General features: G+C 74.7%; 11 protein-coding genes. 1 reads left to right on the forward strand and 10 read right to left on the reverse strand.

Features of this window, described 5'->3' with window-relative positions:
• Positions 1-7 precede the first annotated feature (7 nt).
• The 3 genes from OG625_RS12390 to OG625_RS12400 are packed head-to-tail and all read right to left on the reverse strand — an operon-like array spanning position 8 to position 3,974.
• Complete coding sequence (locus OG625_RS12390; protein WP_329379292.1) at positions 8-397, reverse strand: DUF742 domain-containing protein; 390 nt, start codon at positions 395-397, stop codon at positions 8-10.
• On the reverse strand, positions 394-882 hold the full coding sequence (locus tag OG625_RS12395) for a roadblock/LC7 domain-containing protein (RefSeq protein ID WP_329379294.1): 489 nt from the start codon (positions 880-882) through the stop codon (positions 394-396). Before OG625_RS12395 ends, OG625_RS12390 begins: the two co-directional genes overlap by 4 nt.
• Positions 879-3,974, reverse strand: coding sequence for a sensor histidine kinase (locus tag OG625_RS12400; protein ID WP_329379296.1), 3,096 nt, complete (start codon positions 3,972-3,974; stop codon positions 879-881). The genes OG625_RS12395 and OG625_RS12400 overlap by 4 nt, the downstream gene beginning before the upstream one ends.
• Positions 3,975-4,371: 397 nt before the next feature.
• Here OG625_RS12400 and OG625_RS12405 point away from each other — a divergent pair, with 397 nt between their 5' ends.
• Complete coding sequence (locus OG625_RS12405) at positions 4,372-5,148, forward strand: hypothetical protein (RefSeq protein WP_329379298.1); 777 nt, start codon at positions 4,372-4,374, stop codon at positions 5,146-5,148.
• 25 nt (positions 5,149-5,173) lie between these two features.
• Here OG625_RS12405 and OG625_RS12410 read toward each other — a convergent pair whose 3' ends face one another.
• The 7 genes from OG625_RS12410 to OG625_RS12440 form a co-directional block, all read right to left on the reverse strand.
• On the reverse strand, positions 5,174-5,614 hold the full coding sequence (locus OG625_RS12410; RefSeq protein WP_329379300.1) for a MarR family winged helix-turn-helix transcriptional regulator: 441 nt from the start codon (positions 5,612-5,614) through the stop codon (positions 5,174-5,176).
• Between the two features lie 96 nt (positions 5,615-5,710).
• Positions 5,711-8,107 (reverse strand): endopeptidase La, encoded by a 2,397-nt coding sequence (gene lon / locus OG625_RS12415; protein ID WP_329379301.1) that lies wholly within the window; start codon positions 8,105-8,107, stop codon positions 5,711-5,713.
• 100 nt (positions 8,108-8,207) lie between these two features.
• A complete protein-coding gene (locus OG625_RS12420; RefSeq protein ID WP_329379303.1) occupies positions 8,208-8,816 on the reverse strand; it encodes a hypothetical protein in 609 nt (202 codons plus the stop codon).
• Positions 8,813-9,442 carry an RNA polymerase sigma factor gene (locus tag OG625_RS12425; protein WP_329379305.1) on the reverse strand — a complete coding sequence of 210 codons (630 nt, stop codon included), beginning with the start codon at positions 9,440-9,442 and terminating at the stop codon, positions 8,813-8,815. The genes OG625_RS12420 and OG625_RS12425 overlap by 4 nt, the downstream gene beginning before the upstream one ends.
• A gap of 44 nt (positions 9,443-9,486) precedes the next feature.
• On the reverse strand, positions 9,487-10,248 hold the full coding sequence (locus OG625_RS12430; protein ID WP_329379307.1) for a DUF4097 family beta strand repeat-containing protein: 762 nt from the start codon (positions 10,246-10,248) through the stop codon (positions 9,487-9,489).
• 64 nt (positions 10,249-10,312) lie between these two features.
• Positions 10,313-11,170 carry a sulfurtransferase gene (locus OG625_RS12435; protein WP_329379309.1) on the reverse strand — a complete coding sequence of 286 codons (858 nt, stop codon included), beginning with the start codon at positions 11,168-11,170 and terminating at the stop codon, positions 10,313-10,315.
• Between the two features lie 453 nt (positions 11,171-11,623).
• Positions 11,624-12,955 carry a glycosyltransferase family 39 protein gene (locus OG625_RS12440; protein WP_329379310.1) on the reverse strand — a complete coding sequence of 444 codons (1,332 nt, stop codon included), beginning with the start codon at positions 12,953-12,955 and terminating at the stop codon, positions 11,624-11,626.
• Between the last annotated feature and the right edge of the window lie 42 nt (positions 12,956-12,997).

Here is a 12,997-nt window from a genome sequence, read left to right on the forward strand (position 1 = left end):
CGGTTCGTCAGAGACGGCGAAGACCACTGAGCACCCTTTCCAGCAGCGCGCGCTCCGGACGGCCCGTGCCGTGGCCCGTGCCGTAGACGCGGATCCGTCCCTGGTCGGCGAGGTCGCTGACGAGCACGCGGACCACGCCGAGCGGCAGCTTCAGCAGCGCGGCGATCTCGGCGATCGTGCGCATGCGGCGGCAGACCTCGACGATCGCGCGCATCTCGGGCATGCGGTCGGGCTTCTGCGGCTCCGAGGCCTTCGTCTCCAGGGCGGCGACGAAGGTCTCGACGAGCAGGACGCGCGTGAACCGGGTCCGGCCGCCCGTGAGGGAGTACGGGCGGACACGGGCGGGGCGGCGCTCGGCGCCGCGTATCGGCAGCCGGTCGGAGGCCGGACTCCTCACGGGGTTTTCTCCATCGACTGGCGCAGCTCACTGCGGACTTCGGGGGTCAGTACGTGGCCGGCGCGGCCGACGAACAGGGCCATGTGGTAGGCGACGACGCTCATGTCGCAGTCGGGGGTGGCGTGCACGCCGAGCAGCGAGCCGTCGCTGATGGCCATGACGAAGACGGAGCCGTGCTCCATCGCCACCATGGTCTGCTTCACGGATCCGCCGTCCATGAGGGCGGCGGCGCCGGTGGTGAGGCTGCCGAGGCCCGACACGATGGTGGCGAGGTCGGCGGAGGCTCCGCGCGGGCCCTTGGTGCGGGGCTCCTTCGGGGATTCCGCGGCCGAGCCCGCGCCGGGGTCGGAGGACAGGAGCAGCAGCCCGTCCGAGGAGACGACGGCGACGGAATTGACGCCGGGTACCTCCTCGACCAGGTCGGTCAGCAGCCACTGCAGGTTCTGGGCCTGGGTGCTCAGTCCGTACGTACTGGGCGCGGTCATGTGCGTGCCTCCTGTGCGGTGTCCCCCCGGTCGGTGTGCCCTTCGCCCCGTTCCGGCGCCGCCTGGGCGGCGTCCGCAGCGTCCGCCGCCTCCGCGACTTCCGCGGCGACGACCCTGCGGCCGTCCTGGGCCCCCTGGTAGAACCCTCCCAGCCGGCGCCGCAGTTCGTCCGCGTCGATGCGGCGGGGCGGCTCGGTCCGTACGCCGTCACCGGCGGCGCGGCCGGTCTCGGCGGAGCGCGGGGTCCGCTTGGGCAGGCCCTTGTCGGTGACGGCCTCGTCGTCGCCCTCGCCGTCGGCCACGGCCTCGGCGTCGGGGTGGCTGCCCTGTCGCGGGAGCCAGTTCCCCTCGGCGGGGGCATGGCTGTGCGGGTCCGGCTCCGCCGTGGTTTCCGGTACGTCGGCCACCCGGTCGGCACCGTCCGCAGTGGCCTGGACCCCCGACTCGGGGTCCGGCACCCCGGAGGCGACCTCATCGGCGTCGGGCACGACCCGTGCGAGCAGCTGCTCCTCGGGACTGCCCGCCCCCGGAGTCTCCGGCGTGGGGGCCGCCGCGGGGGCGGGCACGACGAACACCTGGTCGGCCGGGGGCAGCCCGCCGTCCTCCGGGTCGCCACCCCCTGCGGGAGCCTGGCCGCCCGTGCGGCCCGCCGCCGGTATCGCCGGCTCGGCCGCGGCCGGGACGGTGAAGACCTGGTCGGCCGGGGGCAGCCCTGCCGCGTCGGGGGCGTCCGGAACCACGAGGTCGGCCGGGTCGGCCGGGCTCGCCGACTCGGCAAGGTCCAGGTCGGCCAAGTCAGCCGGCTCGGCCAGGTCGGCCAAGTCGGCCAAGTCGGCCAGGTCGGCCAAGTCGGCCAGGCTCACCGAATCGGCGACGTCCGCGTCGGCCGGCAGGGCCTCGCCCTCCCGGTCGGCCTCCGCGTCGGCAGTCACGCCGGAGGCGGAGACCGCGTCGGAGGCGGAGACCGCGTCCGTGCCGCGGGGCCGCGTCGGGAGGATGTTCTCGTTCGCCTCCGCCATCACGCCCGGCAAGTGCAGCGCGGGCGCGCCCGGGGTGGCCAGGGTGTGGATCGGGGAGGCCGGCGGGGTGGCCGGGAGGAGGGAGACCGGGACGACGACCACGGCTTCGGTGCCGCCGTGCCGCGGGGCGCGGAGCTCCGCGGTCACGCCGTGCCGGGCCGCGAGCCGGCCGGCCACGTACAGGCCGAGACCCAGGCCGTGTTCGGCTTCCGGCTCCTCGTCGTACGCGTCCGGCGTGGAGAGGCGGGCGTTCAGCGACTCCAGCCGGTCCTCGGTGACCCCGATGCCCTCGTCGACGACGGACAGCACCACGTCACCGGAGTCCAGCAGCCACCCGGACACCTTCACCTTCGCGTCCGGCGGCGAGAACGTCGTCGCGTTCTCCAGCAGCTCGGCCAGCACGTGCGAGATGTCGTCGGCCGCGTGCCCCGCGACCTGCGTGTACGAGGGAAGCGCCGCGAGGTCGACGCGCTCGTAGCGCTCGATCTCGCTGACGGCGGCCCGCATGACGTCGACGAGGGGGACCGGCAGTCCCTGCCCGTGGCCGTGTTCCTGTCCGGCCAGGACCAGCAGGTTCTCGTTGTGGCGGCGCATGACCGTCGCCAGGTGGTCCAGCTTGAACAGGGTCGCGAGCCGATCCGGGTCCTGCTCCTTGGACTCCAGCTCCTCGATGACTGCGAGCTGGCGTTCCACCAGGCCCAGCGTGCGCAGCGACAGCGAGACGGAGGTCGTCGACATGATGCGGCGGTGCTCTTCCAGCCCGGCCCGCAGCTTCGTGAGCTCCTCCTCCAGCACCTCGCGGCTGGAGTTCAGCGCGTCGTTGCGGCCGATGATCCGGCGCCGGTCGGCGTCGAGCCCGGCGATGCGGGTGTGCAGGGAGACCGTCTGGTCGCGGACCGCGTTGAGGTGGCGCACGACCTCGGCGAACTCGTCGTTGCGGCCGGTGAACCGGACCGGTTCCACCGAGCCCTCCGGCGTCGCCAGCCGCTCCGCGCCGCGGCGCAGGACGGACAGCGGCCGGGTGAGCGAGCGCGCCACGGCGGTGGCGACACCGACGGCGAAGAGGAAGAGCACGCCGAGCAGCGCGATGACCAGTTCGAGCCGGGTCACGTCGTCGTCGCGCAGGGCGGCGAGGGCGGAGGACCGCTGGCCCGCCAGCGTCGATTCCACGGACCGCATGCGGTCGATGCGGGCGGTGAGCGCGGAGCCCACGGCGGCCCCGTCGGTCTTGCGGTCGGCGGCGGTCAGCGTGGGCCGGTCGGTGAGCCGCTTGAGGTGGTCGTCGGCCGCCTTGACCTCGGGACCGGTGACGGTCGCGGCGAGGGTCTGGCGTACGTCGGGGCGCGCGGCCCGCGCGAAGTCGTCCAGGGCTGCCTGTTCGCGTACGCGTGCCCGCTGGGCGGCGGTGGTGAGTTCATCGACCACCGCGGAGTTGGGGGGCTGGTCGCCACGGGGGACGGCGAGCGCGGCCAGCAGCAGTCCGCGGGTGGCCGAGGCCTGCTCCACGGCCTGGCCGAGCGGGGCCAGGGGGCGGGTGGTGGCGAGGGCGTCGGTGGCGCGCGGCGGGGTCAGCTCGGCGAGCCGGTCGCCGGGGGCGAGGAGTTCGGCGATGACGCCGGCGTAGGCCTGGTGGGCGGCTAGGGCGCTGCCCTTGCCGTCGACGGCCTCGGTGCGAACGGCCCGGATCCGGGCGAGGGTGCGGGCGGTGTCCTCGTCAGCCTCGGCCTGGACCTCGGCGAGTTGCCGGTCGGTCGTGGCGGTGCGCTCCTGAACCAGCGCCTTGGCGGCGCCGGGACGGCCCTTGGCGGCGTACTCGACGGCTGCGTCGCGCTCGTCGCCGAGGAGGTGGGCGAGGGTGAGTGCCTGCCCGGTCCGCTCCGCGAGGGTGACCAGGTGCTGGGAGTCGTTCAGTTCCCTCGTGGCGGAGACGACGGCGGGCGCGCCGGCCGCGAGGACGGTGAGGCCTGTGACCGCCACTCCGACGACCAGCCTGCGGCGCACGCGGACGCGTCGTCCTGCGGGGGCCGGGCCGTCGCTGGCGGTGCCGTTCTTCCGAGACCGCTTCTTCTGCACCGGTGCTCGCAATCCTGTACGTGTGCTCTTGCTCGTCTACTCGTGTGGCCGAGGTAACGGCCGGTCAACAAGTAAACGCCCCCTGCTCCCTCGTACCGCTTCAGACCTTTGCAGCGTGTTGGGGAGAGAGCCGCACATCGCCCACCCGGCCACTCGAACGAGTGAACATCACGGATGAGTTGGCTTCCAACTCGGACGGGTGGTGCCAGGGCGCCGTCGTGGACAGGTGGTTGAAAGATCGATGGAGGCTTTGGCAGGATGCCCGCCCACATCGGCCGGGGATCGGCGCGCTCCGTCTCTGCGGCGTGCGCGCGGCACTGTCCGGCCTTCCCCCTTTTGGTACGGACCTGTCGGTGCGCAGGGGGATTCGGCGGGGCCCGCCGGGCAGTATGTCCGTATGCGCATCGACCTCGCCTCGGCCCCCGGCAGCCAGGAACACCCCAACGAGGACTGGGTATCGGCGGCGATCCCCGCCTCTGGCGGCGGGGTCCTGGTCGCCCTGGACGGGGTCACCCCGCCGAGGGGTGACGACGGGTGCGTGCACGGGGTGCCGTGGTTCGTGGCCCGCCTGGGAGGCCGATTGACCGAACTGTCCGGATCGCGGCGGGACATGCCACTGGTCCGGATCCTGGCGGAGGCGATCCGCACCACGGCCGACGCGCACCGGGACGGGTGTGACCTTTCTCACGTCCGCACGCCGCAGGCGACGGTGGTGATGGTCCGCTGGGACGAGGCCCACGTGGAGCACCTCGTGCTCTCGGACTCCGTACTGCTCCTCCAGGCGCCGGGGGGCGAGGTGACGGCGGTGCTGGACGACCGGCTGGAGCGGGTGCCGCGGGAGGTGCTGCGGTCGGTGGCAGCGGCGGACGCCCTGCGCAACGCGGAAGGCGGCTTCTTCACGGCGGCCGCGGATCCCGCGGTGGCGGAGCGGGCGGTGACGGGGCGCACCCCGCGGGACCGGGTGCGGGCGGTGGCCGCGCTGACGGACGGGGCCGGCCGGTGGGCGGACACGTTCGGGGAGGGCGACTGGGGCGCGTGCCTGGCGGTGCTGCGGAAGGAGGGCGCGGAGGGCCTGATCGGCCGGGTCCGCGCCCTGGAGTCGGACCCGGCCCGCGGTGTGCCGCTGCGCGGCAAGCGGCACGACGACGCGTCGGCGGTGTACGCGGAGCTTTAGGGACCGTTCCGCCGGCGGTCGGGGGCTACTCCCCGCCCGCGTTCAGCTGGTTGAGCAGGCGGGCCAGTTCCGCCACCTCGCCGCGGTCCCAGTCGGCCAGTTTGCGCATGTACTGCTCGCGGCGGGCGTCCCGTACCCGCAGGAAGCGCTCCCGGCCCTCTTCGGTGATGCCGACCAGGAAGGCCCGGCCGTCCGCCGGGTCAGGCTCGCGGGCGACCAGGCCCAGGACCTCCAGGGCCCGCAGCTGCCGGCTCATGGTGGCCTTGCCGACCCCGAAGTACGCGGCGAGTTCGGTGGCCCGCTGCCGGCCGGCCGCCTCCAGGCGTACGAGGAGTCCGTACGCGGCGGGCTCCAGCTCGGGGTGCAGCTCGCGGGCCATCTCGCCGGAGGAGGCGCGGGCCCGCCGGAGGAAGACGGACAGTTCCCGCTCCAGGGCAAGGAACTCCTGGTCTTCGCTCCCGTGCACGTACGGCTCCTTCGGTGGTGTGTGAGCAGCCAGTATTTCGCAGCGGGGAGGGTGGAGGCCCGGGACCCCGCCGGAGCGCGGTCCCGGGCCCCGGGGTCAGGCAGCGGCCGTGAGCGGGACCTCCGCCTCGGCCAGGGCGAGGGCCAGGACCTGGCGGACGTCCGTGACCGGGTGGACCTCCAGGCCCTCCAGCACCTCGGCCGGGACGTCGTCCAGGTCGGCCTCGTTGCGCTTCGGGATGATGACCGTGGTCAGCCCGGCCCGGTGCGCGGCCAGCAGTTTCTGCTTGACCCCGCCGATCGGCAGGACCCGTCCGGTCAGGGAGACCTCGCCGGTCATCGCCACGTCCGTGCGGACTTGGCGGCCGGAGAGGAGCGAGGCGAGGGCCGTGGTCATGGTGATGCCGGCGCTCGGGCCGTCCTTGGGGACCGCGCCCGCCGGGAAGTGGATGTGTACGCCCCGGTCCTTCAGGTCGGCGACCGGGAGTTCCAGTTCGGCTCCGTGCGAGCGCAGGAAGCTGAGCGCGATCTGCGCCGATTCCTTCATGACGTCGCCCAGCTGGCCGGTGAGGGTGAGCCCGGCGGCCCCGGTCTCCGGGTCGGCGAGCGAGGCTTCGACGAAGAGGACGTCGCCGCCCGCGCCGGTCACGGCGAGGCCGGTGGCCACGCCGGGGACGGCGGTGCGGCGCTCGGCCGGGTCCTGGGCGGACTCCGGTACGTGGTGCGGCCGCCCGATGAGGGCGCGGAGGTCTTCGGCTCCGATGTGGAAGGGCAGCTCGCGCTCGCCGAGTTCGTGCTGGGAGGCGACCTTGCGCAGCAGGCGGGCGATGGACCGCTCCAGGGTGCGCACGCCCGCTTCGCGGGTGTACTCGGCGGCCAGTTTGCGCAGGGCGTCCTCTTCCAGGACCACCTCGTCGGCGCCGAGGCCGGCGCGCTCCAGCTGGCGCGGCAGCAGGTGGTCGCGGGCGATGACCACCTTCTCGTCCTCGGTGTAGCCGTCGAGGCGGACGAGTTCCATGCGGTCGGCGAGGGCCTCGGGGATGGCTTCCAGGACGTTGGCGGTGGCGAGGAAGACCACGTCGCTGAGGTCCAGTTCGACCTCCAGGTAGTGGTCGCGGAAGGTGTGGTTCTGGGCGGGGTCGAGGACTTCGAGGAGGGCGGCGGCCGGGTCGCCGCGGTAGTCGGAGCCGACCTTGTCGATCTCGTCGAGGAGGACGACCGGGTTCATGGACCCGGCCTCCTTGACGGCCCGGACGATGCGGCCCGGCAGCGCACCGACGTAGGTGCGGCGGTGGCCGCGGATCTCGGCCTCGTCGCGGACGCCGCCGAGGGCGACGCGGACGAACTTGCGGCCCATGGCGTGCGCGACGGACTCGCCGAGGGAGGTCTTGCCGACGCCGGGCGGCCCGACGAGGGCCAGTACGGCGCCGCCGCGGCGGCCGCCGACGACGCCCATGCCGCGCTCGCTGCGGCGCTTGCGGACCGCGAGGTATTCGGTGATGCGGTCCTTCACGTCGCTCAGCCCGGCGTGCTCGGCGTCGAGGACGGCCCGGGCGCCCTGGATGTCGTACTGGTCCTCGGTGCGCTCGTTCCACGGCAGTTCGAGGACGGTGTCGAGCCAGGTCCGGATCCAGGAGCCCTCGGGGCTCTGGTCGCTGGACCGCTCCAGCTTGTCGACCTCCTTGAGGGCGGCCTCGCGCACGTTCTCGGGGAGGTCGGCGGCCTCGACGCGGGCCCGGTAGTCGTCGGACTCCTCGCCGTCCTTCTCGCCGTTCAGCTCGCGCAGTTCCTTGCGTACGGCTTCCAGCTGGCGGCGCAGCAGGAACTCGCGCTGCTGCTTGTCGACCCCGTCCTGGACGTCCTTGGCGATGGACTCGGCGACGTCCTGCTCGGCTAGGTGATCGCTGAGCGCCTTGACCGCGAGGCGGAGCCGGGCGACCGGGTCCGCGGTCTCCAGCAGCTCGATCTTCTGGGCCACGGTCAGGAACGGCGAGTAGCCGGAGTTGTCGGCGAGGGCAGAGACCCCTTCGATCTGCTGGACCCGGTCCACGACCTGCCAGGCCCCGCGCTTCTTGAGCCAGCTGGTGGCGAGCGCCTTGTACTCCTTGACCAGCTCGGTCACCGCGCCCGGCAGCGGGTCGGGCACCGCCTCGTCGACGGTCTCGCCCTCGACCCAGAGCGCGGCGCCGGGCCCGGTGGTCCCGGCTCCGATCCTGACCCGCCCGCGGCCGCGGATCAGCGCCCCGGGATCCCCGTCGGAGAGCCGCCCGACCTGCTCGACGGTCCCGAGCACGCCCGTCCCTGCGTACGTCCCGTCGATGCGCGGCACGAGCAGCACCCGGGGTTTCCCGGTGCCCACCGCCGCCTGCGCGGCCTCCACTGCGGCCCGCACCTCGGGATCGGACAGGTCCAGCGGAACGACCATGCCGGGCAGCACTACCTCGTCGTCAAGCGGCAGCACGGGCAGGGTGAGCGTTACGGACGTCGAAGCCATGATCTTCCCTCCGGCAGTGAAGTTGAGCTATGCCGACTCAATGCATCTGCGCGGCTCTGTGTTCCCCAACGCCCGTTCGCCGGGGGCGAACAGCCCGATATCAGTCCTCCGCAGTGCCCGCGAGCGAGGGCAGGCCGAGGTCCCGGCAGGTGCCGGGCCCGCCCGGGAAGACCGCGGCCTGGCCGTCCGCGCGGACGCAGGCGTCCAGGAGCGGGATGTTGCCGTGGCCGGGATTGCCGCGGTAGGCGAGGTGGGGTGTCCCGGGGCTGGGGGCCTCGATCTCGCCCGGCCGGATCCAGTTCCACTGCCACAGCAGGGCGCAGGTACTGACCGCGGAGTTCCAGGAGCGGACGTCGCCCGGGTCCGGTTGCCCGGGCGACGTCCCGAAGAAGGTGTCGACGCGGGCCTCCGACGCCGGATCGGCCTCGCTGTAGCAGGTGACCAGGCGTGGGGAGCCGGTCGGCTCGCCGCCCGTCGCCACCAGGGTGGCCGCGGTGGCCACCGCGAGCACGGCGGGGACGGCGAGCCAGGCCGGACGCCTCAGCCACGCCCGGGAGTTCGTGCGGCGGCGGTCGATCTCGTCCATCAGCTGCCCTTCGATCAGGAGTCGGCGCTCCGGAGGCAGGTCCGGTTCGCCCGGGGCCGGCAGCAGCCGGGCCAACTCCGCGAGGTCGAGCGGCTCCTGCCGCCGCCACGGATTGAGCGTCATCGGTTCCACCTCTTGGTCGGCCGGACCGCTGCGGCGCGGTCACCCCGTACTTGTCCGCCACCGGACGCCGGTTCCGCACCCCGCGCCGGCTCCTGCGCCGCGAGGTCCCGCAGCCGGTCGCGGGCGCGCGAGAGCCGGGACCGCACGGTGCCGACCGGAACGCCCAGGGCCTCGGCCGCTTCCGCGTAGCCGAGGCCCGACCAGACGACGAGGGTGAACACCTCGCGCTCCGCCCGCCGGAGCCGGCCGAGCGCGAGGTGAGCGGCCGCGAGCTGTTCGGCGTCCGCCAGCCGCCCGACGAGCTCGTCGGCGAAGTCCGGTACGACCGGGGCGGCCGGCAGCCTGAGCACGGCACGGTCGTAGCGCCGCGCGGCGCGGGCCCGGTTGCGCAGGACGTTCGTCGCGATGCCCATCAGCCAGGGCCGGGGGCTGTCCGCCTCGTCACGCAGCTTCGACCGCAGCCGCCAGGCCTCCAGGAAGGTCAGCGAAACGACGTCCTCGGCCGCGGACCGGTCGCCGGTGGTCCGGACCGCGTGCCGGTAGACCAGCTGGGCGAGGGCGGTGAACAGCGCGCGGAACGCTTCGGGGTCCCCGTCCCGTATGCGGGCGTGCAGAGTGAAGTCCACGCCCGATGTTGTCCGCCGCCCGGCGGCCGTTCCCGTGATGTGCGTCACATGGCGGAGATGCGGACGTCCCCCGAGGTGGTCTTCGCCGAGAGGTGGGAGGGGGCGGCGGGGTCCGAGGGGAAGGAGATCTCCCGGGTGCCGGAGCTGGTGGCCACGTCGAGCCGGTAGGGGCTTGAGGGGACCTTCAGGGTGACGTTGCCCGAGGAGGTTTCGGCGCGCACGGAGGCGGGGGCCTTCGTGAAGTCCAGGCGGGTGTCGCCCGAGTCCGAGTGGACGTCCGCGTCCGCTCCCGACAGGCCGGTGGCGCTGATCGCGCCCGAGGACGTACGGATCTTCAGCGGGCCGGCGATCCGGTCGGCGGTGACCCTGCCGGAGTCCGCCTTCGCCTCGGCCGCCGCCACGCCCGTCACGGTGATCCGGCCGCTGCTGCTCTCCAGCTTGACCGTGGCGGCGGCCGGGACCTCCAGGCGGTAGTCGACGTAGCAGGTGGAGAAGGCTGAGGAGCAGCCGTCGGTGAAGGTCAGCACGCCGCCGGCGACCTTCTGGCCGGGCGTCGGCGCGGTGTCGCCGCGGTAGTGGACGGTGCGGCGGACGGTGACGCCGGGGCCGGTTCCGGCGGTGACCTCGATCGAACCGGCCCGGGCGCCCGTCACCTCCACCGAGGTGACGGCCTCGGTGACGGTGGCGTCGGCGGTCGTCGTCTTCTTCGGGCCGGCCCCGAAGGAGCATCCGGCCAGGAGGAGTCCGGCTCCGAGGGCGACGGCCGTGGTGCGGGCGAGGCGGGCTGACGTGGCGTGAGAAGTCATGCCTCGATGCTCGCGCGGGAAGGCGGCGCGGCCGATGGTGCCGGTACCCGGACCCCGGGTGGGGTTAGCCCCCGGAACCCGTGGTCACGGGGAGCTCGGACGGCATCCCCCACTCGCTCCAGGAGCCGTCGTACACCGCGAGCTCACGGTATCCGGCGAGGTCCGCGCCGAGGGCGAGCACGCAGGCCGTCACGCCGGATCCGCAGTTGAAGTAGAGCCGCTCCCGGTCCCCGGTCAACGCTTCGAAGGCCTCGCGGAGTTCCGCGGCGGGGCGCATCAGGCCGTCGGGCCCCTGGAGCTCCCCGAACGGGAGGTTGAGCGCGCCCGGCATGTGCCCGGAGCGCAGACCCGGGCGGGGCTCCGGGGCGGTCCCGGCGAACCGGCCGCGGGTGCGGGCGTCGAGGACGGCGGCGGCCGGGTCCGTGAGGGCCGCGGCCACGGTGGCGCTGTCGACCAGCAGCCCGGGGCGCGGCCGGGCGGTGAAGGAGCCGCGGGGGCCGTCGTAGGCGGCGGCGGTGCCCTCGACGGGGTGGCCGGCGGCCGTCCAGGCCGGCAGCCCGCCGTCGAGGACGGCGACCCGGTCGGAGCCGAAGCCCATGGCGCGCAGCATCCACCAGGCCCGGGCGCTGGAGTAGATGCCGGCGCCGTCGTAGACCACGACGGTGGCGGTGTCGTCCACGCCGAGGGCCCGCATCGCCTCGGTGAACTCCGGGGCGCCGGGCATGGTGTGCGGGGCGGGGGCGTCGTGGTCGGACAGGGCGCCGTCGAGGTCGAACGGCCGCGCGCCGGGTATCCGCCGGGCCGCGCCGCGGTGGGACCCCACGGAGGCGTCGAAGAGGACCAGCCCGGGCTCCCCCAGCCTCCCGGCCAGCCAGTCGGCTCCGACGAGCGGTCCGGGGACGATGATCCGGGGCGTGGTCATACGGCACCTCCTGGCACCCGGCCGGGCCCTCCGGCGGGCACCCGACCGGCAGTTCGACACGGACCGCCCCATCCTCGCCGCTGCCCGAGGCACGGGTCCAGGCGGAGCCGGGTTTCTCCCCCAGCCACCGCTGGGAGGTGCCCCCAGGGGATCCGCCCCAGACCCTCCCCCAGACTCCGTCCGGGGGACCCCCACGCCTCAAACGCCGGCGAGGCTGAGGTGGCCCGGACGGGGTCGGGTGTGTGGCGGGGCGTCCCCGCAGGGCGTCGAACCGGGCCCCCTCGGCCCACCGACCCCTCGAACCGTTCGACGCCCGAGGAGACACCCCGGCGCGCGCCCGGACCCGACCGGGCCGCCACCACACCGACCCCGCCCCAGCCGGCCCCGCCACCCCGGCGGCGGGGCCGGCACCCCAACCGACCCCGCCCCCGGCCGGCCCCCCACCCCGCCCGGCTAGCCGCAGGCGCCCGGCCGGGCGTAGACGGCGACGCGGGCCCCCCGCACCGCCGTCACCGAGCAGCGCTCGAACGCCGCGGCCAGGGCCTCCCGTTTGGCCGCCTCCCGCGGGTACGGGTCCAGGGGCTGGTCGGCCGGGTCCATCAGGGCGATCACCCGGGGGGAGGCGAGGAGGGCCGCGCGGATCGCCTTCGGGGAGAGTTCCGTGCCCTGGAGACTGCGCGAGGCCTCCGGGGTGCGGGCGAGGGCGACGTCGCGGAGCTCCCCGTACTCCGCGGGCGAGGAGAGCAGCCACTCGCGCCGCCGCGAGGGCATGAACACCACGGCGTCCCCCGGCCGGGCCCGCTCCCGGACCGCGGCGGCCACCGCGAGGACGTCGTCCTTGCGGCTGTCGGGCGTACGCAGCCACACCGACCACCACCCGAGGGGCACCACCAGGGCGGCGACCAGCAGCCACGGCCACCATCCCCGGGCGGCACCCGGTCGGGCCGCGGCCAGCCGGGCCCCCGCCAGCAGCGCGAAGCCGGCGAGCGCGTAGAGCACGTACCGGTCGACGTACCAGGGATGCACGAGCGAGACCGCCATCAGGAGCCCCGGCGGCAGCAGCGCGAGCGGCAGCGCGACCCGTACGAGTTCCCGGTCCGCGCCCCGAGCCAGCAGCAAGGAGGCGACCGCGAGGACCCCGTACGCCGTCCAGTCCTGCCACGACGGCCGCCCGAGCCAGCCCAGCTGCTGCTGCGCCTGCCGCGCGCTCACCAGGGCCAGCGGCAGCAGCAGCGCCGCGACCGCCCCGGCAGCGACGCGCCAGCCGCGCGAGCGCCACCCGGCGAAGGCGTGGGCGAGCAGGGCCAGCACGGCGAACTCGTGCAGCCAGCACCCCACCAGCAGCACCACCGCGTACGCGGTCCACCGCTCGCGCAGCATCAGGTACGTCGCCCACACCACGGCCGCCGCGACGAGCGCGTACGAGCGCCCCTCCTGGGCGTACATCTGTACGGGCGGCAGCACGGCGTACGCCAGGCCGGCGAACAGCGCGGCCCGCTCCCCCACAAGCCGCCGGGCGACGGCGGCCACCCCGGCGGCGGCGAGGGCCGTGGCGGCGACGGAGGGCAGCCGCAGGGCCCACAGGCCGCCGTCCCAGGCCGTGAAGACCCCGTGCATCAGCAGGTAGTAGAGGCCGTGCACGGCGTCGACCTCGCCCAGCAGCTGCCAGATCCCGCCGAGCGGCCGGTGGGCGACCTGCCAGGTGACGGACTCGTCGCGCCACATGCTGCCGCCGCGCTCCAGGCCCCAGAGGCCGAGGAGGACGGCGAGCAGCGGAGGCAGCACGCGCCAGGGGGCGATGCGGCGGATGTCGGCCTCCGGGATGCT

Origin of the sequence: Streptomyces sp. NBC_01351 (assembly GCF_036237315.1) — a bacterium.
Taxonomy (GTDB): Bacteria; Actinomycetota; Actinomycetes; order Streptomycetales; family Streptomycetaceae; genus Streptomyces.

Coding starts and splice junctions, on each gene's coding strand:
- OG625_RS12435 (WP_329379309.1), bottom strand. CDS start 11,170: ATGACCACGCCCCGGATCATCGTCCCCGGACCGCTCGTCGGAGCCGAC.
- lon (WP_329379301.1), bottom strand. CDS start 8,107: ATGGCTTCGACGTCCGTAACGCTCACCCTGCCCGTGCTGCCGCTTGAC.
- OG625_RS12395 (WP_329379294.1), bottom strand. CDS start 882: ATGACCGCGCCCAGTACGTACGGACTGAGCACCCAGGCCCAGAACCTG.
- OG625_RS12420 (WP_329379303.1), bottom strand. CDS start 8,816: ATGACGCTCAATCCGTGGCGGCGGCAGGAGCCGCTCGACCTCGCGGAG.
- OG625_RS12430 (WP_329379307.1), bottom strand. CDS start 10,248: ATGACTTCTCACGCCACGTCAGCCCGCCTCGCCCGCACCACGGCCGTC.
- OG625_RS12405 (WP_329379298.1), top strand. CDS start 4,372: ATGCGCATCGACCTCGCCTCGGCCCCCGGCAGCCAGGAACACCCCAAC.